Source organism: Aquisphaera insulae (assembly GCF_011064615.1).
In the GTDB taxonomy this organism is placed as follows: Bacteria; Planctomycetota; Planctomycetia; order Isosphaerales; family Isosphaeraceae; genus Aquisphaera; species Aquisphaera insulae.
The window spans coordinates 217,341-236,367 of the sequence record NZ_JAALJH010000004.1; the positions used below are offsets into that span (position 1 = coordinate 217,341).

Consider the following 19,027-nt stretch of genomic DNA (forward strand, 5'->3'; position numbering starts at 1 on the left):
TTGCTGTCGCCTCCGGCTCGCTCCGTCCCCGAGTACTTACAATAAGGTTAGTACTTGCCTCGAAGAAATCCCTGCCTAGGATGTCCGCGTTCGGTCGGTTTTTCATCAAGGGGAGGGCCATGCGATGGGCAAGCTCGACGGCAGGGTGGCGATCGTGACGGGTGCGTCCAAGGGGATTGGCGCGGCGATCGCGCGGCACCTGGCGGCGGCGGGGGCGTCGGTGGTGGTGAACTACGCGTCCAGCAAGGAGGGGGCGGACCGCACGGTGAAGGAGATCGAGGCGAAGGGGGGCAAGGCGGTCGCGGTGCAGGCCAACCTGGCCGAGCCGGCGGAGGTCCGCCGGCTCTTCGCGAGGTCGAAGGAAGCGTTCGGCAAGCTCGACATCCTGGTCAACAACGCGGGGGTCTACCAGTTCGCCGCGCTCGACGAGATCACGCCGGAGCACTTCCACGGGATGTTCAACCTGAACGTGCTGGGGCTGATCCTGGCGACTCAGGAGGCGGCCAGGCAGTTCGGGCCGGATGGGGGGAGCATCATCAACATCAGCTCGGTCGCCGCCACGGCGGCCCCGCCGACCGCGTCGGTCTACAGCGCCACCAAGGCCGCGGTGGACGCGGTGACGAGGTCCCTGGCCCAGGAGCTCGGCCCGCGGAAGATCCGGGTCAACTCGATCAACCCCGGCATGGTCGAGACCGAGGGCACCCACGCCCAGGGCATCCCCGACAGCGAATGGCGGCAGCAGATCGAGGCCCAGACCCCGCTCGGCCGGATCGGCCAGCCCGATGACATCGCCCCGGCCGCCGTCTACCTCGCCTCCGACGATTCCTCCTGGGTGACCGGCGAGACGTTCTTCATCGGCGGCGGGTTTCATTGATACCGCGAGATCGGGGCCGACCACTTCCGAAATCCGGGTCGGCGAAAGCCGGCTCGCCGATTACCGGGCAACGCGGACTCATCGAGCCCACGGATCAGGTCGCCGGGCTTGGAGCATCCCGAGACACGGCCTCGATCACCGCGCGGAACTGCTGCTCGACCTCCTGAGGCGACTTCCCCATGGCTTCTAGGAGGCTCATGTAGTTGTCTACTGCGGTCCGAAGCCTCGGGTGCTCGTCGGCGGTCCGCCCTTGGATTCTTACAACGAATTGTAGCGCTCGCCTCATCAGCGGCTCGGCCTCGGCCAGGCGGTTTGTGTTCCGCAGCAGCGCCGCCAAGTTGTTGAGCTCCTTGGAGAGGCGCGAGTAGTCAGGTCTGTGGCTCGCCTCGTCGATCGCCAGCGCCCGCCTCATCAGCGGCTCGGCCTCGGCCATACGGTCCGTGTCTCGCAGCAGCGCCGCCAGATTGTTGAGACCGATGGCCACGCGGGGGTGGTCGGGCCCGTAGATCGCCTCGTCGATCGCCAGCGCCCGCCTCATCAGCGGCTCGGCCTCGGCTACACGGTCCGTGTCTTGCAGCAGCGTCGCGAGGTTATTGAGACCGATGGCGACGCGCGGGTGGTTGGGCCCGTACCTCGCCTCAATGATTACCAGCGATCGCCTCATCAGCGATTCGGCCACGAGGTGCCTGCCACGTCTGTAAAAATACATGCCAAGATCGCGCATCAACCTAGACGTCGGCTCTGCGATCTTATATTCGTCCGCATGTCGGCTAACCACATCCGCATGGGCAGCCAGGAGTGCCCAGGTGTCCCATGTGCGGACATCGCCGGAGTCGTCCTGCGCGACGTCGTTCACCGCGAGGAGTGCGAGCACCAGCGTCTCCTCGCGGTCGGCCTTAGGGATGCGGCCCCGCGTCACCTCCTGGACCAGGCGGTGGACCAGCACCGCCTCTCCCGTCGCATCGTATCTCGCCAGCGAGTAGCCCATCAGGCCCGCCAGCGCCTCGCGCGGCTCGGACAGGGCCTCGACCAGCGGCCCGGACTCGATCAGGAACAGCGGCACAGGGTCCGCGGCCAGCCAGGACAGCACGTCGAGCAGCCGCCGCTCCGCCTCGGCGAGCTGCGCGAAGGTCGTCTCCCACGTCACCGCCACGCTCGCCGGATAGCCCATCAGCCGCTCGTCGTGCCACGCGAGCACCTCGCGGCGCTTCTCCTCCCACTGCCGCAGGTACTCGGCCAACGACAGCCGCTTCTTCTCGATGTACGCCCCGGCCTGCTCCAGCGCCAGCGCCAGGCCCCCCAGCTCGTCCGCGATCGCGGCCGCCCGGTCGGGGTCGTCGGGCTGCTGCCGCCGCCTGGGGGTCCGCTCCAGGAGGAACGACACTCCATCCAACTGATCCAGTACATCGATCTCCAGCGGCGCCACCGCGGGGCTGAAGTTGCCGACCCGCGAGGTGATCAACACATGACCCTGCCTCAGGCGTGGGAGGGTCTTCTCGACCTCCTTCGCCGCTTCCTCGGTATCCACGTTATCCAGGATGAGAAGCCAGCCGCGGTTGGCCTCCAGCCACGCCAGCACCGCCGACAGTCGTTCCTCGGCCGGGGCCGTCTCCGACGAGACCCCGAGGACCTTGGCGAGGCCCGCCAGGTTGGCCCTCAGCTCCGCCCCGTCCGGCGACGCCACGAAGAGCAGCGCGGCGTAGTCGTCGATCTGCCGCCAGGCGTACTCGACCGCGGCCCGCGTCTTGCCCACGCCCCCCAGACCATGCAAGGCCAACGTGGTCACGATGGCCGCCGCCGTGACGTCCGGCGAGCCGAGCTGGGCGCGGAGGTTGGCGAGGAATTGGTCGCGGCCCTTGAACCGCCTGCCGATCGATCGCAGCGGGATGTTGCAGGGCTTGTTGACCGATGCGAGTTGCCCCTTGGAATCAGCGGCGGTCGGAACCGGGTCGTCGGATTTCTCCAGGTCCCCCGCGAGCTGGCGATCGGCGGCGTCGAGCTTCCGGTCGATCACGTCGCGGACCGGCCGGGAGAGGTGGAGAGGGCCTGGAGCCGCCGCCGGAGCCCGCATCGCGCTGACGACGACGGCGTCGAGTTCATCCCGGCCGATCGACGGGTTCGCCTCGATGGCCTTCGAAACGGCCTCGATGGCCTCCGAGGCCGCGAGGAGCTTCGGCGGCTTCGGAGCGGCGGCGGGGAGGACCAACCCGACCCGGGACGCCAGGTCGGTCCGGATGAGCCCGATCGGGATCCCCTGGTTGTATTTCGGATGCCCCCATTCCGGGTCGCCGTAGTGGTGCAGGGCGACCAGCCGCCAGTCCTTGTCGAAGACGGGCGAGCCGGATGAGCCCGCCTCGGTGTTGATCGCGTACCGCACCCTCAGCCCGCCGAACATCGGCTCGACTCGTGGCTCGGTGTCCATGGCCAGCTTCAGCGGCAGCCCCTTCGGATGCTGCAGGATCATCAGGTAAGCCAGCCCCTCGAGGGCCGGCTGCTGCTGCGGCACCTCCACCCAGCCGCGCGGCGACTGCGTCACGGGGAACACCTCGTTGCCGATCTCGCGGTCGAGTCGCACCAGCGCGTAGTCGTACTCGCCGGCGACCGGCGGCGGTGAGTCCGGGTTCCCTTTCTTCTCTCCTTCCGAGTACGGCGCGCTGCCGATCAGCCATGGCTTGCCCGCGCCCGTCGCGCCGGAGAGCCCGACCTGGATGCCCTCGGCCGCGCCTCCCGCCCCCTCCCTCGCGTAGTCGAACAGGAACCGGACGGCCGAGGCCGGGCTCTTGCCGAGGATGACGGTCTCGAGGACGTGGTAACACGTCAGGAGGAGATCCGGGCCGACGAGGAACCCGGTCCCCATGGTCGGTGTCGGGCCGTTCAGCTCGACTCGGCAGACCTGCCCCTGGGCCGTCTGGAGGTTTCGACTCCAGATTGCCGCATCGAAGAACCCGAGGTCGGCGCGGATGGTCCGCTCCAGGCCCGGCGCCCTGGCCGGGACGACGCCCTCACTGGCGCCGGACCTTTGCACGTCGATGGCGGGCTCGCCGTGGAAGACCCTTTCGTAGTCCGCGGCGACCTTGTCGTCGCCCGGTTGCTGGCCAGCCCTGGTCGCAAGCTGGGTCGTGAAGGTGCGGAACAGCTCCTGGATATCGTCCCGCCTCGGCCGCTCCGCCGCCACCGCGGCGATGAGGTCGGGCATCGAGCCCTGTTGGATCGCATACTGCAAGAGGTTGAAGACCCGCGTCGAGAATGGGCCCGGGCCGACGATCTGGTCGAGGTCCAGGTCCAGGCGGAACCTCAGAATCTGCCGAAGCCCGGCCTCGTCGAACGCGCCGAGGATGGCCTGATGGAGCTTCTTGAGATCATCCCCATTCATGGCGGAGCCTCTCAGGTTGGCCGGGGACGCCGCGGGGAGCCCGAAACGGGCGTCAAGGAGCTGAGACCGTTGATGTTCGCGAACCAATTATGCGGGCATCGACCACGCGATGCAACTTCGGGAGCATGTGGCGGTCGCTCCGCCCTGGCTCGACTGGCCGGTCCCAAAATGCGGCCGGACATTCCTTTCGAACCGCGAACGGAGGCTGAGAAGGACGCTGGCTGGTTTCACGGCGAATCATCGTGGTGCGCATCCCCCTGGAGACATCGGTCGGCACCCCTGGCTCCGGGCTCTTCCCCCCCTATCCCTTGCGGCGTTCGAGGCGCCGGCGCGGACAGGAAATCGTCGCGGACGGCGAAATCCTCGCCAGGCGATCGCGTCGAACGCGACCACAAGGATCGCGCAAGTTTCTTGACAGCCCGATCCTACGGCCAGCGAAATCCGTGGTATCACGTTTGCTTGGGACCGGCCCTTCCGATCCCGAGCACCGAACCCCACAGGACTTCGCCCCATGGCCAGACGCCCCGCCTTCACGCTCATCGAATTGCTGGTGGTCATCGCGATCATCGCGGTCTTGATCGCGCTCCTGCTGCCGGCGGTCCAGTCGGCGCGGGAGGCGGCGAGACGCGCCCAGTGCACCAACAACATGAAGCAGCTCGGGCTGGCGCTGCACAACTACGAGCAGACGATCAACGCGCTGCCGCCGCAGGTCGTCCTCGCCGGCCCGTCGGCGGGCGTGGTCACGTGGTCCAATGGCTTCGGGGCGCACGCCCGGATCATGCCCTTCGCCGAGCAGGGGCCGCTCTTCGACACGATCAACTTCACGGTCGACATGCAGACGCCGCCCAACACGACGGTCTCCTCGGCGCTCATCGGGTTCCTCGTCTGCCCGAGCGAGGTGCGGCCGAGCACGCGCGACCTCACCGACGGCACGCGGTACGGGATCGCGAATTACGGGTTCGTCACGGGCGATTGGTTCGTCTGGGGCGGGCTCGGGAACACGCGGAGGGGGCGTTCCGCGTTCGGCCCGAACATGTCGCGGCGGTGGGCGGAGTTCCAGGACGGCCTCAGCAACACCCTGCTGATGTCCGAGGGCAAGGCATTCGTCACCTACTATCGCGACTGCCCGGCGCTGGCGAACATCCAGGATCCGGACAACATCCCGGCGCCCAACGCCGATCCCTACACGGTCGCGCCGGAGTACCTCGGCGGCTGCGCCCTCCGCGTCGAAGAGGGCCGCACGCAGTGGTTCGAGTCGGGCTCGCACCACACCGGGATCACCACGGCCTGGCCGCCGAACAAGCGGATCCCGGGCGGCCCCGGCAAGATCTACGCCGACGTCGACCTGACGAGCAGCCGGGAGAAGCTCGGGAGGCCGACCTTCGCCGCGGCGACGGCCCGCAGCTTCCATCCCGGCGGCGTCAACGCCCTGATGGGCGACGGCTCGGTCCGGTTCGTGAAGAGCACGATCGACGGCTACACCTGGCGCGCCCTCGGCACCGTCGCCGGCGGCGAAGTGCTCAGCGCCGACGCGTATTAAGTGCTCGGTCAACACTCGGAATTCGGGTTGCAGGACAGACAGGAATGTCTGTCCCCCCGGGTTTAAAGCCAGGTGTGTTGGAGATTTCGGAGGACAGGCATTCCTGCCTGTCCTGCTGCCAACCCGAACATCAAGCTGTGACAAAGCACTACGCGGGGGCCGCGACGATGTCGAGATCGATTCGGGGCCGCACCACCGCGGCCCTCATCCTGGGCTTCGGACTCGCCACGGCCGCGGGATGCGGCGGGCAAACGGGCACCGGCTACGCCCCGACCTCCGATGAGGCCCTCGCCCTGACCCGCACCGCCCTGGACGCCTGGTCGGGCGGGAAGGTCGCCGAGCTCTCGCGCCGGGATCCGCCCCTCCGCTTCGTGGACCCGGCGCAGGCCCGCGGGATGGCACTGATCGAATACAGGATTCTCGACGGGGAAGCACGACAGACCGGCCCCGTCGTGGACGTGCCCGTCGAGCTGAGCGTGAAGGCCCCGAAAGGCAAACCGCAGTCCATCAAGGCCGTCTACCAGGTCGCCACCCAGCCCACGGCCGCCGTGCTCCGCAACGACCCGGACTGAGGCGACGACGCGTCCATGCCGTCGATGCATGCCGGCCTCGGGGAGCTTCTGGCACGGGCAGGCCGGCCGCGGTTCATTCCGGGGATGCGGCGCCCTTCTCCACCCAGTCGCGGAATCGCCGGGCGAACTCGTCGTGCGGGAGCGGCGGCTTGGTGCGGCCATCGCCGGGTTCCCACCCCCACAGGACGAGCTTGTCGTGGCTGACATGCTCCACCAGTTGCTCCAGCGACTTGCCGCCGTTTCGACCGGGGTCCTTGAGCTGGTCGGCCAGCTCGCGCGGGCTCTTCCCCTGGAAGACGAGCGGCTGGTCCTTGCGCGGCAGGTGCCACGTCGGGTTGCCCGGCGGCAGGTTCTCGCCCCGGAGGTTGGTGTCCTGGTGGCAGTTCGCACATTTCAGCGCGTACTTCCCCTTGCCGTCATCCCCGCGTTTGACGTTCTGAAGATGCACGTGGCTGTCATCCCCCTGGAGCGGGGCGTCGCCGGACGGGTGGCAGTTCATGCAGCGCGGGTGCATCAGGACCCTGTACACGTCGAGGAACGCCGCGCGGGCCCCGGCGTCGTCCTTCTCGGCGGGTCGCGCCAGGGCGGCCGCATCGCGGCGGGCGGCGAAGGCCACGGCGGCCGCGGACGCGACGGCCAGGAGCAGGAGGACGCGACGGATCGGCAGGCCGGTCATGATGGGGCTCCTCGGGGACGCACGGGATGACTCGCCGGCTCGGTCCTAGGCCGACTTCAGGTCGGCCGCCCGGATTGGTAGTCGTCGCAGGCGCTTGCCGCAGGCCGCGAAGATCGCGTTCGCCAGCGCCGGGGCCACGCTCGGGACGCCCGGTTCGCCGACGCCGCCCATCCTGTCGGTGCTGGGCACGATGTACGGCTCGACGACGGGCATCTCGTGCATCCGCAGCAGCGGATAGTCGTGGAAGTTCCGCTGCTTCACCCGCCCGTTCTCGAAGCTGATCTCGCCGTGGAGTGCCGCGGTCAGGCCGAAGGCCGTCCCCCCCTCGAGCTGGGCGAGGATCGTGTCCGGGTTCACCACCGGGCCGCAGTCGATGGCGGCGACGACGCGGTGGACCCGCACCTTGCCGGCCTCGGAGACCGAGACCTCCGCGACGTGTGCGGCGTAGCTCCCGAACGACTCGTGCACGGCGATGCCGCGGCCGCGGCCCGGCGGCGTCGGCCGGCCCCAGCCCGCCTTCTCGGCGACGAACTCCAGCACGCGCCGGACCCGCGGGTGCTCCCCGAGCAGGCCGCGGCGGAACTCGAGGGGATCCTTGCCGGCCGCGTGCGCCAGCTCGTCGATCAGCGTCTCGACGACGAAGGCCGTGTGCGAGTGGCCGACGGACCGCCACCACTGGGTCGGCACGCCCTCCGGCGCCTGATGCCAGTCCACGCGGATGTTCGGGATGGCGTACGGCAGGTCCGCGGCCCCTTCCACGGCCGTCATGTCGACGCCGTCCTTGATGAGCATTGCGAAGGGGGTGCCGACGAGGAACGACTGGACGACCACGTGGTGCTCCCAGGCCGCGGGCGCCCCGGACGCGTCCAGCGCCGCCCGCACGGCGTGATACGCCCGCGGGCGATAATAGCCGCCGCGGGTGTCATCCTCGCGGGTCCAGATCACCTTCACCGGGGCCCCCACGGCCCGGGAGATCTGCACGGCCTCGCGGACGAAGTGGCCGTCCAGCACCGCCCGTCGGCCGAAGCCCCCGCCGAGCAGGGTGGTGTGCAGCGTCACCTGCTCCGGCTTGAGGCCGGACTCCTGCGCCGCCGCGTCGCGATCTCCCGTCTGGAACTGCGTGCCGACCCAGACCTCGCAGCGATCGGCCCGCACGTCCGCGACGCAGTTGAGCGGCTCCATGGGCGCGTGGGCCAGGTAGGGCAGGTCGTACTCGGCCTCGAACGTCCTGTCCGCCTTCCTCAGCGCCTCGGCCGCGTCGCCGACCTTGCGCGCTGCCACGCCGGGCTGCTTCGCCAGCTCGGCATAATGTTCGAGCTGGGCCCGGCTGTCGAGGCCGGAGAGCGGCCCATCGTCCCAGTCCACCTCGAGCGCCTCTCGCCCCTTCTTCGCGGGCCAGAAACCATCGGCGACGACGGCGATCCCGCGAGGGATCTGCAGGACGTGCCTGACCCCGGGCACGGCGCGGGCCCTGTCGGCATTGAAGGACTTGACCTTGCCGCCCAGGACCGGCGGGCGGGCGACCAGGGCGACCAGCATCCCCGGGAGCTGCACGTCCAGGCCGAAGACGGCGCCGCCGTTGACCTTGTCCGGGGTGTCGAGCCGATGGGTCGACCTGCCCACGATCCGGAAATCCTTCGGATCCTTGAGGGCGAAATGCTCCGGCGGTTTCAGGTCGGCGGCCTTCTCCGCCAGCCTGCCGTAAGGAATCCGGCGGCCCGAGGCGGCGTGGACCACGCGGCCGGGCTCCGTGCCGCACGTCGCCGGCTCGACGCCCCATTCGGCGGCGGCCGCGGCGATGAGCATGGCCCGGGCGGCCGCCCCGGCCTTGCGCACGCGCTCCCACTCGGTCCAGGTGCTGGTGCTGCCGCCGGTCATCTGGACGCCGTACACGGTGTGGTTATAGACCGCCGCGACCGGCGCCGCCGCGAATCGGACCTTCGACCAGTCGGCGTCGAGCTCCTCGGCGACCAGCATCGGGACGCTCGTGTAGGGCCCCTGCCCCATCTCCGAGTGGTTGACGAGGACGGTCACGGAGTCGTCGGGGCCGATCCGCACGAAGGCGTTGAGCGCGAACGGCTCTTCCCTGGCCTCCGGCGGCCGCGCCGGGGCGAGCGAGGGCAAGTGCAGGCCCAGCACCAGGCCGCCCCCCGCGAGCAGGCCGGTGCGGAGGAAGTCCCGTCGGCTGACGTTGACGATCTCGCTCATTTCTCGGCCCCCTTCGCCGCCATCTCGGCCGCGGCGTGGATCGCCTTGCGGATCCGCGGGTAGGTGCCGCAGCGGCAGAGGTTGCCGGACATGGCGTCGTCGATGTCGTCGTCGGTGGGCCTCGGGGTCTCGCGCAGGAGCACGGCGGCGGCCATGATCTGGCCCGACTGGCAATAGCCGCACTGGGGCACTTCCTGCTCGATCCAGGCCGCCTGCAGCGGATGGCTCAGGTCAGGGGCGAGGCCCTCGATCGTCACCACCTTCTTGTTGGCGGCCCGCCGCACGGGCGTGACGCAGGACCGGACGGCCTCGCCGTCGAGGTGGACGGTGCAGGCGCCGCAGACGGCCATGCCGCAGCCGAACTTCGTCCCGGTCAGGCCGAGCGTCTCGCGGAGGACCCACAGCAGGGGCGTATCGTCCGCGACCTCCACGGCGCGTTCCTGGCCGTTCACGTTGAGCTTGATCACGGATGTGGCCTCCCGTTGTCCAGTTCCTGTCAGCGCGGCGGAGCGACGCGGCCGATCGCGGGAGAGGGTCGAACTGCTGCGGGAAGATCATACGCCGTGACCGGTCAAAGGCAAGATGGCGGCCGCCCGCCGAGCCCTCGCCACCGCGGCGTGGCCGGGGCCGGGGCCGGGGCGGGAGGGATTTCGGCGGATTTCCGTTCGTACGCTCCGATGTTCACGGCCGCCACGCGGGCGACGCTTGCACGGGAGCATCGGGCCGGCGATGATCGCGCCCGGGTCATCATGCCTCGAACGGGAGCGATGTTGTCGTGCGATTCATCCGGGACAGCTTGCTGATCGTCGGCTCCGCGTCCCTCGGGACCATGCTCGGCTTCTTCGGCCTGGTCTTCCTCGCCGGGATGATGGCCCGACCCGGGCAGGAGCCCTGGCAGACGGGATTCGGCCAGTACATGGGCGGGCTCTTCTGCGGCGCCCCGCTGGGCCTCCTATCCGGGATCATCGCGGCCTTCGCGTGGCTCCGCGCCCGCGAGGCGCCGGAGGGCTGGGACGTGTTCGTCTGGCTGGGCATCGTGGCGGGCCTGGCCGTCGGGCCGTTCCTGGCCGAGCGCCTCGGCCTCCGGCAAGGATTCGGCTGGTGGGGCACGGCGCTCGTCGCCGCCTCCTCCGCGACGCTGGGGGGCATGGTCGGCAACGGGCTCTCGGCGGCGGCGCGGGCACGCGGCTCGCGATGAGACGGGCGTCGCCTCACTCTCTCCCGGCACCCCGCGAGCTCTCCACGCGGTGGAGTTCCTTGCTCCGGTCCTTCACGAGGTCGGCCTGATCGAAGTCCGGGGAGGGATCGAGCACGATCGACCATTCGCCGCAGACGTCGTGGCGGACGCGGCCGTCGCGGACCTTGACGTCGAGGATGTGGCCGCCGGTCTTGCGGTCGGCCGAGAGGAAATGCCAGTGATAGCCGGGGACGTTCAGGCCGCCCGCCCAGGCCGGGCTGCGGAGGCCGATGAGCGTCCCTTGCTGGTCCGTCCTCGTCCAGACCGACTGGCCCTTCGCCACCTCGTCGAGCGGCCGATAGGGCGGCTCCTGGCGGGGCACGCTCCGCATCGTGAGCGAATCGAACCGGCCGTCGATCCGGACGGCGACGAAGTGGTTCTTCTGCGGCATCGCCCCGTCGAGCCGGGCTTCCAGCTCTTCCAGGCGATCCGCCTTCGGGCAGTCGCGCTCGCCCTGGGGCGCGAAGGTCGTGACCGAGGCGAACGGCGTGGACCGGGCGGCGGGGACGTCCTCGACGACGCCGTCGCCCCGGACCTGGTACGCCTTCCCGTCCACGATGATCAGCTCGCCGTCGAGGTGATCGAGCGTCCCGAGCCCGAAGTCGCCGTGCCGGAGCAGCTCGGCGATCGGCATCACGCCGTCATACCGCCCGACCATCAGCGCGTCGATCACGGAGACCTGCGTCAGCCGATGGGGGGCCGGCGCGGGATGCGACCCGGGCGAGCACGCCGGGATGAGGAGGCAAAGGGCCAGGGGAAGACAGAAACACGCGCGAACCTTCCGAGGGTGTGAAGTCATGGCGGCTTCGCGGAGCGGACCTCGCAACGACAGCATGGGTGACCTGCGACGCGTCCATTCTCGCGACCTCGCGGCCTGTACGCAACGATCCGCGATCGGTGCGCCGTCCATCCGGCTCGCGCCTGCCCCGATCCAGTGCTTGCTGCACCCTTCCGGCTCTCACGCCATGAGGACCTGACTCCGGCGCATCCGCGCGCCGACGGTCGCGGGGTTGTACTTGTCGTCGAAGCCGCAGGGGGGGAGCGTCTCCTCGGCGGCCTTGCTGTCGGTCGTGCCGGGCGCTCCGTTGACGTGCGCCAGCTCGTGGATGAGCGTCGCCGCGATCCAGCGGACCGGTTCCCTGAGCGTGAAGACATAGCTCGCGATCGAGATGTCGTTCTTGTACGTGATCCCGAAGAGGCCCTCCTCCGTGTTGGAGTTGTAGCTGATCCAGATGCCCGGGTCCTTCCAGAGGGCGCCGAAGTCCCTACCCTTCGGCAACTTGGAGAAGGCGACATTGCAGCTCTTCAGGGTCTTCTTGCTGGCGAGGACCTGCTTGTCGATCTCCAGGAGCGCCGCGGTCACCAGCCTGATGTGCTCCTCATTCTTGAAGGGCTCCCAGGTGCTCCCGTCGCTGGTCCGGAAATTGGTCTCGTGCTTCGAGCTTTCTCGGTTGATCCTCGGCATGGCCCACCCCGGTCTATCGGTACCCTCGGATTGAATTCCCATTTCCACGTCTACATCGCGATTGGAACGCCAGGCGGACGAGTCGGCGGCCATTTTCCGCGATCGCCACCCCGCGACCTTCCGGGCCCCGGGCTGTTTCGCTACGCTCGGGAGAGACTCCGCGAGCGGTGCAGACCTTCGGGGAGCGGTATCGGAGGTCGGACTGGAGGTCGGATCGTGTCCGTGAGCAAGACCAACGCCGTCCGCCTGCTGGAGACGGCCGGCATCCCCTTCGAGCTCAGGCCCTACAAGGTCGACCCCGATGACCTCTCGGCCGAGTCGGTGGCGAGGAAGGTCGGCATGCCTCCGGAGCAGGTCTTCAAGACGCTCGTCGCCCGCGGAGAGAAGCACGGGGTCTGCCTGGCCGTCGTCCCGGCCAACTGCGAGCTCGACCTCAAGGCCCTGGCGAAGGCGACCGGCGACAAGAAGGTTGACACCGTCCCCCTCAAGGACGTCGAGCCCCTCACCGGCTACATCCGCGGCGGCGTCACCGCGATCGGCTGCAAGAAGGATTATCCCGTTCTGCTCGACGAGACCGCCGAGCTGTTCGACCTGATCGTCCTCTCCGCCGGCCTCCGCGGGCTCCAGGTCATGCTCGCTCCGGCCGACTACATCCGCATGACCAGGGCCAGGCTCGCCCCCATCGCCCGTGACAAGGACCATTGAACTCATGAACCTTCTTCTGATCATCGCCCTGATCCCGGCGTCCGCCGTCGCGGCCGACGGGCCGTCGCCCTTCGCGAAGTTCGCGGACGGATACTTCGCCTCCCGGTTCGCGGCCCATCCGACCGAGGGCACCTCCGTCGGCCTCCACGAGTACGACACCGCCCTCGACGACGTCTCGAAGCCGAGGGTCCTGGCCCGGATCGCCGAGCTCAAGGCCCAGCTCGAGGCGCTCCGGGCCCTCCGCGCGGGGGGGCTCTCGTTCGACGACGAGATCGACGCCGAGACGATCGAGGGGCAGGCCCGCGGCGAGCTCCTGGACCTGGAGACGCTCCGGGTCTGGGAGGTCAACCCGATGGTCTACGCCGGGCTCCCCGGCGGGGCGATCGACGGCCTGATGAAGCGCGACTTCGCCCCCAAGGCGGAGCGACTCCGCGCCGTGATCGCCCGCGAGAAGGCGATACCCGCCGTCTTCGAGGCCGCCAAGGCCAACCTCACCAACCCGCCCAGGGAGTTCACCGACCTGGCCATCCGGATGGCAACGGGTTCCGTCGGCTTCTTCGAGGGCTCGGTGACGATGTGGGCGAAGGACGCCGCGGGAACCGACGCGGCCCTCCTGGGCGAATTCACCAAGGCCAACGCCGCGGTCATCGCCGCGGTCAAGGGTTTCGCCGCGTGGCTAGAGTCCGACCTGAAGCCCCGCTCCACCGGCAAGTACGCGATCGGCACCGAGCACTTCCTGGCCAAGCTGAAGTACGAGGAGATGGTCGAGCTCCCCCTGCCGGAGCTCCTGGCCCGGGGCGAGGCTCAGCTCGACAAGGACCACGCCGCATTCCTCGAGACCGCCCGCAAGATCGACCCGAACAGCTCGCCGGCGGACGTCATGAAGCTCCTCTCGAACGATCATCCGACGGCCGAGGACCTGATCCCGAGCGTCCGACGATCCATCAACGACGCCCGCCGCTACCTGATCGAGAAGAAGATCGTCACCATCCCCTCCGAGGTCCGGCCGAAGATCGAGGAGACGCCGCCCTATGCCCGTTCCGGCAGCTTCGCCTCGATGGACACGCCCGGCCCCTACGAGAAGAAGGCCACCGAGGCTTTCTATTACGTCACGCCCGTGGAGAAGGACTGGGACGCGAAGCACGCGGAGGAGCACCTCCGCCTGTACAACCCGCCGGTCGTCGCCATGATCAACGTCCACGAGGCGTACCCCGGCCACTACCTCCAGTTCCTCTACGCCCCGCGCTACCCGACGAAGACGCGCAAGCTGATCGCCTGCGGGACCAACGCGGAGGGCTGGGCCCACTACAGCGAGCAGATGATGGTCGACGAGGGCTTCGGCGGCGGCGACCCGAAGATCCGCCTCGCCCAGCTCCAGGAGGCCCTGCTCCGCGACTGCCGCTACGTCGTCGGCATCAAGCTCCACACCGAGGGCTGGACCGTCGAGCAGGGCGCCGCGTTCATGGTGGAGAAGGGCTTCCAGGAGCCGGCCAACGCCTTCGAGGAGTCGCGCCGCGGGGCGTATAACCCGACCTACCTGTATTACACCTTCGGCAAGATCGAGATCCAGCATCTCCGCGACGAGTACCGGGCGAAGAAGGGGGGCACCCTCCGCGACTTCCACGACGCGTTCGTCGCCCAGGGGGGCATCCCCTTGCCGCTGGTCCGGAGGATCCTGTTCCGGTGAACGAGCCGAGGAGGGCCGCATCGTGAAGGTCACCCGCTCCACCTTCCAGGCTCAACGGACGCGCCGGTTCGGCGTCGCCAACCCGGAGCGGATGCGGCTTGCGTTCTGGGAGCGGATGGTCCGCGACGCGGAGGCGGCGCGGGCCGATGAGGAGGCGGAGATCGAGACGCCCGGGGCCGGGCGGTGGCGGACGCCCTACGACGTGCGGTGCCATTTCGGCCTCGATGGCGACTACTCGGTCGGCCCGATCTGGTGCTTCGATCGCATGGGGATGTCCCGGACGGAACTGGCGGACGGGAGGACGATCTACATCACCAAAAAACACAAGGACTACTACGACCCGGATTTCTGCATCTACAACGATGTGGTCATCCTCCGGCCGGGCGGATCGGTCGAGATCTACGGATATCCGGAGGACCTCTTCCCGCCCACGGATTTCCACACGGCCACGCTCGTCGGCGGCCGGCTGATCCTGATCGGGCGGGTCGGGTACAACGGCAAGCGGCATCCGGGGACGACCCCCGTCTTCGCGCTGGACGTGAGCCGCTATCGCATCGAGCCCATGTCCTCGCGGGGCGAGGTCCCGGGTTGGATCTTCGGGCACGAGGCCGAGTTTGACCCTGCTCGCGGGGCGATCGTCATCCGAGGCGGCGAGGTTGAGGCTCCTGCGCCGGACGATCCGAGCAAGCGGGTGATCCGTCGCAACTTCGACGAATACGCCTACCACATGGACGCCGCGATTTGGGAGCGACTCACCACGAAGGGATGGCGACACTTCTCCATTCGATTGCCGCGACGGAAGCGTTTCAGCTTCTCAGACCGACCCGACCTCATGCGCGAGCTGATGAGGTCCATCCACCCCGACAGGGATCCGGCGGAGGACATCTTCACCTACATCGAAGTGGCGGCCATCATGCCGGAGACCATCGCCTATCAGGCTGCGTCCCTGGACCCCCATCAGGGCGCCCGGATCACGGTCGACGGCGTCCCCGTCTCGATCGGCAATGACGCCGGGGGCATCGAGATCATCGTCGAGGGCGACCTCGGCGGCGACGGCGCCGAGGCACTGGCCCGCGAGATCCTCCGCCGCGTCGAGGCCGATTGCGGCCGATCCTGCATCCTGGAGACGCTGGCCTGAGGGTCAGCCGGAGGGTGCGTCCGGGCTTCGCCCGCCGCACGCTCCGCGTTGATCACATCAACGGACTCTCAATAGGCAGGCCGTGGCTCGCCCTTGGTGCCCGTCGTCCACGGCGTCCACGCCAGGACGACCTGCTCCGCGGTGATGTCCGACTTCTTGGGGGTCAGCTCGATCGTCTCGAGGGCGAGGGTCTCCGGCCGGGTGGTGGCGTCGAGGTGCTCGACCTCGTCGCGGAACTCGGCCTCGAGATCCGTGAAAGCGGTCAGCGCGGCGTCGAGTTGGTCCTGGGCCGAGCCGACGCCGCTGCCGGTCTCATAGGCCTTGCCGGCGTCCTTCGCGGCCTTCGTCACCTTGGTCACGTTCGTCTTGCTGATCGGCTTGCGGCCGAGGAAGGCGCCCAGGATCGAGCCGCCGATGGAGACGGCGGCGTCCCACTTCGCCTGGCTCGCCTTCGCCTGCTCGCGGTCGAGGCGATCGCGGGCCCTTTCGACGTCGGCCTGGACCTTCGCCCGCTTGGCCGCGTACTTGGTGCGCAGGTTCTCGATGGCCTGGTCGCGGGCCTCGCGCGAGCCCTGGGAGAGCCTCAGGCGGAAGTCGCGCTCGGACTCGCCCACGCGCGAGAAGGCCTTGAGCGGCGGGTAGGACCAGATCGTGAGCTTCCGCTCGCGATAGAGGTAGTTCTTCAGCGACTTCGTGTAATCGCCGTACGATTTGGCCCGCGCCAGCGGCGACGGCAGCGGCGCGAAGCTCGCGCCGGCCTCCGGAAACTTGTCGAGCTCCGGGACGCGATCGGCGTGGACCTCCGCGTCGTCCCACGGGTCGGCCGGGACCTCATCGCCGACGAGCTGGAGCAGGCCCAGCGTCTCCCAATCGTCGATGCCCGTCTTCTTGTCGGCGTAGTGCAGCCGGGCGACGCCCAGGATGCCCGGACGATACCGGACCGCCCCGCCGACGCCGGCCGCCACGGAGGCCGTCATCCGCCTCGGCACGAAGAACTGAGGCACGTCCGGCGGCACGACCGGTCGCGATCCCGACGACGATTCCGCCCGCGAGGTCGGCGGCGACGGGGGCGCCTCGACCGGCTCGCGTTCCGGCGCCGATTCCTGCACCCTGGGCGCGGGCGTCGACGGCACCCTGGCCTTCGCCCCCCCCTGCTCCGCCCGCGCCTTCTTCACCGGCTCCATCAGGGACTGGATCTGATCGCGGGTGAGCGGGCCGCGGAGGTACGAGAGCGCCCACCGCGACTGGAAGACGACCGGGGCGTCCTCGTGGACGTTGCTCATCAGGAAGATCCGGTTGCCCAGGCCGGAGAGGAGCTTGTCCATGGCGTCGCGGTCGAAGCCGTGGCCGGCGGCGGTCGAGGCCCCTTCCAGGCCCTCGAGCACCCGGTCCTTGTCGCGCTTCGTCTGGAGCCGGCCGAGGAACCAGGTCCCGGTGTTGGAGAGCCCCTTGTAGTCCAGGTCCATGGGGTTCTGCGTGGCCAGGACGATCCCCAGGCCGAAGGCCCGCGCCTGCTTCAGCAGGGTGAGCATCGGCATCTTCGACGGCGGCTTGGAGATCGGCGGGAAATAGCCGAAGACCTCGTCCATGTAGAGGATCGCCCGCAGCGAGGACGTCCCCGGCTGGGTCCGCATCCAGCCCAGCACCTCGTTCAGGAGGATCGTCACGAAGAACATCCGCTCGGCATCCGCCAGGTGCGAGATCGAGAGGATCGACAGCCGCGGCTTCCCCTCCTTCGTGTAGAGCAGGCTGCCCACGTCGAGCGCATCCCCCTCCATCCAGGCGGCGAAGCCCGGCGAGGCGAGCAGGTTGTTGAGCTTCATCGCCAGGCCGAATCGCTCCTTGGCCGGGTAGAACGTCTCCAGGTCGATCACCCCGACCTTGTCGAACGGCGGCTGCTGGACCTCGTGGATCAGCGCCGACATGTCGAGGTCGCGCCCCGCCCGCCACGACGCGTCCAGGATGTTGGAGAGGAGGATATGCTCGCGGCTCGAGATCGGATCCGCCTCGACCCCGAGCAGCGCCAGCAGGCCGGAGGCCGCCGAGGCGTACCGCTCGCGATAAGCTTCCGCGTTATTCAGCAGCGCCTTCGGCGGCGCGTTGAAGGAGCGCAGAACCGTGAGGGGCAGGCCGGCGCCCGAGCCAGGCGTGTAGATGGCGAGGTCGGCCGCCTCGTGGAGCCGCTCGATCCGGCCGCCGTCCTGGCCGGTCGCCTCCAGGCCCTTGCGCCAGGTCTCGGCGACCTTCTCGGCGTACTCCTCCTTCGAGACCCCCTTGCGCGCGGCCTCGTCGGGGTCGACCCAGGGGGCGAAGTCCTCGCCGCGGAGCTTCGGGAAGGTGAGGAGCAGGTCCGAGAGGTCGCCCTTGGGGTCGATCGCGATCACGGGGATGCCGTCGATCGCCGCCTCCTCCAGCAGCGAGATGCAGAGCCCCGTCTTGCCGCTCCCCGTCATCCCGACGCAGACCGCGTGGGTCGTGAGCTGCTTGGAGTCGTACAGTATCGGCGTGGCCGTCGCCGCCTTCTGCTTCGGGTCGTACTCGTTGCCCAGGTAGAACTGGCCGAGCTTCTCGATGTCCATGTTCTTCATGGAGATGTCTTTCGATGAGATTTCAGAGAGCGGCACAAGGGAGCGTCCCGCATCGCAGGAGGCCACCTTCGAGGAGAATCATCCATGGACCAAACTAAGATCACACGAGTGACCACGATCGTCAGATCGTGGTTCGGACGGGGCGCAGCCCCCCAGCCTCGCACGTCAGTGCGATCCGCTGGGCCGGCCAATGTTCGCCCCCTGGTGGTCCGGCTCACGCCGGAAGCTGGTGGCTTCGCCCGTCCGAACCACCCGCTCACGCGGGTGGTCACGTCGTTGGCCATCGGTCCGACCCATGACGTGACCACGATCGTCGGATCGTGGTTCGGACGGGGCGCAGCCCCCCAGCCTCGCACGTCAGTGCGATCCGAACGGACGGGCATTCGCCTGGTGCATGTCAATCCCATTCGTCTCCCTCAGCACCAGGTCGCGGGCCGTCGTCGGGTTGCATTGCTGCTGTGGTCAGGAACTCGTCGACCTCCGCGAAGTGTGCTTCCAGGGCCCGAAGGTCGTGGTGATCGTCCTGCTTCCCGATGTACGCGAGGATGGCGAAGACCGGCCGGTCTCCCAGGGTCTCGACGTGGTAGCCTCGCCCCCAGAATCGCCTCGACCCGAAGCGGGACTCGAGATGGGGAAAGCGTTCGAACAACTCCTTGCTGGTATTCGTCTTGATCCAACGCATCACCTGCGAGGGCGCGTGCGCCGGGCGGAGCCGAGCACAAAGATGGACGTGATCGGCGGCGACGGCCAGCCCCAACAACTTGACACCCTTGTTGAGGCATATCGAGTCGATCAGGTCGACGAGAATCGGCGAAAGCACCTGTCCGAGCACCTTTCGATTGAACCGGACTCGCCAGACGAAGTGATAATCCAGCCTGTAATGCGTGTGGCCACCGAGGTCATATTGGCGTACGGCTCGCGGATCTTCGATCAATCGCGTGGTCATGTAAGTCGGACGCATGCG

At 68.7% G+C, this 19,027-nt stretch carries 15 protein-coding genes; 7 read left to right on the forward strand and 8 right to left on the reverse strand.

What is annotated here, in order from left to right; translation table 11 throughout:
* Nucleotides 1-124: 124 nt before the first annotated feature.
* Nucleotides 125-874, forward strand: coding sequence for an SDR family NAD(P)-dependent oxidoreductase (locus tag G6O54_RS04300; RefSeq protein ID WP_165220511.1), 750 nt, complete (start codon nucleotides 125-127; stop codon nucleotides 872-874).
* Between the two features lie 94 nt (nucleotides 875-968).
* Here G6O54_RS04300 and G6O54_RS04305 read toward each other — a convergent pair whose 3' ends face one another.
* A complete protein-coding gene (locus tag G6O54_RS04305) occupies nucleotides 969-4,247 on the reverse strand; it encodes a tetratricopeptide repeat protein (RefSeq protein ID WP_165220514.1) in 3,279 nt (1,092 codons plus the stop codon).
* A gap of 511 nt (nucleotides 4,248-4,758) precedes the next feature.
* On the opposite strand from G6O54_RS04305, the gene G6O54_RS04310 reads away from it, so the two are divergent.
* A complete protein-coding gene (locus G6O54_RS04310) occupies nucleotides 4,759-5,787 on the forward strand; it encodes a DUF1559 domain-containing protein (RefSeq protein WP_165220517.1) in 1,029 nt (342 codons plus the stop codon).
* Between the two features lie 167 nt (nucleotides 5,788-5,954).
* Entirely contained in the window at nucleotides 5,955-6,359 is a 405-nt protein-coding gene (locus G6O54_RS04315) for a hypothetical protein (protein ID WP_165220520.1), read from the forward strand.
* A gap of 73 nt (nucleotides 6,360-6,432) precedes the next feature.
* Here the strand turns inward: G6O54_RS04315 and G6O54_RS04320 are convergent, their stop codons facing one another.
* From G6O54_RS04320 to G6O54_RS04330, 3 genes are read right to left on the reverse strand one after another with little or no spacing between them, the layout of a single operon-like run.
* Nucleotides 6,433-7,035 (reverse strand): hypothetical protein, encoded by a 603-nt coding sequence (locus G6O54_RS04320; RefSeq protein ID WP_165220523.1) that lies wholly within the window; start codon nucleotides 7,033-7,035, stop codon nucleotides 6,433-6,435.
* A gap of 45 nt (nucleotides 7,036-7,080) precedes the next feature.
* Nucleotides 7,081-9,243, reverse strand: a complete 2,163-nt coding sequence (locus G6O54_RS04325) for a xanthine dehydrogenase family protein molybdopterin-binding subunit (protein ID WP_165220526.1) — start codon at nucleotides 9,241-9,243, stop codon at nucleotides 7,081-7,083.
* Entirely contained in the window at nucleotides 9,240-9,710 is a 471-nt protein-coding gene (locus tag G6O54_RS04330; protein WP_165220529.1) for a (2Fe-2S)-binding protein, read from the reverse strand. The genes G6O54_RS04325 and G6O54_RS04330 overlap by 4 nt, the downstream gene beginning before the upstream one ends.
* 308 nt (nucleotides 9,711-10,018) lie before the next feature.
* On the opposite strand from G6O54_RS04330, the gene G6O54_RS04335 reads away from it, so the two are divergent.
* Complete coding sequence (locus G6O54_RS04335; protein ID WP_165220532.1) at nucleotides 10,019-10,441, forward strand: hypothetical protein; 423 nt, start codon at nucleotides 10,019-10,021, stop codon at nucleotides 10,439-10,441.
* A 13-nt stretch (nucleotides 10,442-10,454) separates the two neighbouring features.
* Here G6O54_RS04335 and budA read toward each other — a convergent pair whose 3' ends face one another.
* Entirely contained in the window at nucleotides 10,455-11,279 is an 825-nt protein-coding gene (gene budA, locus G6O54_RS04340; RefSeq protein ID WP_165220535.1) for an acetolactate decarboxylase, read from the reverse strand.
* Between the two features lie 159 nt (nucleotides 11,280-11,438).
* The gene (locus tag G6O54_RS04345; protein WP_165220539.1) at nucleotides 11,439-11,945 is read right to left on the reverse strand and encodes a hypothetical protein; all 507 of its coding nucleotides are present in this window, start codon (nucleotides 11,943-11,945) and stop codon (nucleotides 11,439-11,441) included.
* A 216-nt stretch (nucleotides 11,946-12,161) separates the two neighbouring features.
* Here G6O54_RS04345 and ybaK point away from each other — a divergent pair, with 216 nt between their 5' ends.
* From ybaK to G6O54_RS04360, 3 genes are read left to right on the forward strand one after another with little or no spacing between them, the layout of a single operon-like run.
* Nucleotides 12,162-12,650 (forward strand): Cys-tRNA(Pro) deacylase, encoded by a 489-nt coding sequence (gene ybaK / locus G6O54_RS04350; RefSeq protein WP_165220543.1) that lies wholly within the window; start codon nucleotides 12,162-12,164, stop codon nucleotides 12,648-12,650.
* A gap of 4 nt (nucleotides 12,651-12,654) precedes the next feature.
* Complete coding sequence (locus G6O54_RS04355; RefSeq protein WP_165220546.1) at nucleotides 12,655-14,337, forward strand: DUF885 domain-containing protein; 1,683 nt, start codon at nucleotides 12,655-12,657, stop codon at nucleotides 14,335-14,337.
* Between the two features lie 22 nt (nucleotides 14,338-14,359).
* A complete protein-coding gene (locus G6O54_RS04360) occupies nucleotides 14,360-15,475 on the forward strand; it encodes a hypothetical protein (protein ID WP_165220549.1) in 1,116 nt (371 codons plus the stop codon).
* 68 nt (nucleotides 15,476-15,543) lie between these two features.
* On the opposite strand, the gene G6O54_RS04365 is transcribed toward G6O54_RS04360, so the two are convergent.
* Both G6O54_RS04365 and tnpA read right to left on the reverse strand, forming a co-directional pair.
* A complete protein-coding gene (locus G6O54_RS04365; protein WP_165220552.1) occupies nucleotides 15,544-18,063 on the reverse strand; it encodes an ATP-binding protein in 2,520 nt (839 codons plus the stop codon).
* Nucleotides 18,064-18,460: 397 nt separating this feature from the next.
* Nucleotides 18,461-19,024 carry an IS200/IS605 family transposase gene (tnpA, locus tag G6O54_RS04370; protein WP_165220555.1) on the reverse strand — a complete coding sequence of 188 codons (564 nt, stop codon included), beginning with the start codon at nucleotides 19,022-19,024 and terminating at the stop codon, nucleotides 18,461-18,463.
* Nucleotides 19,025-19,027 lie beyond the last annotated feature (3 nt).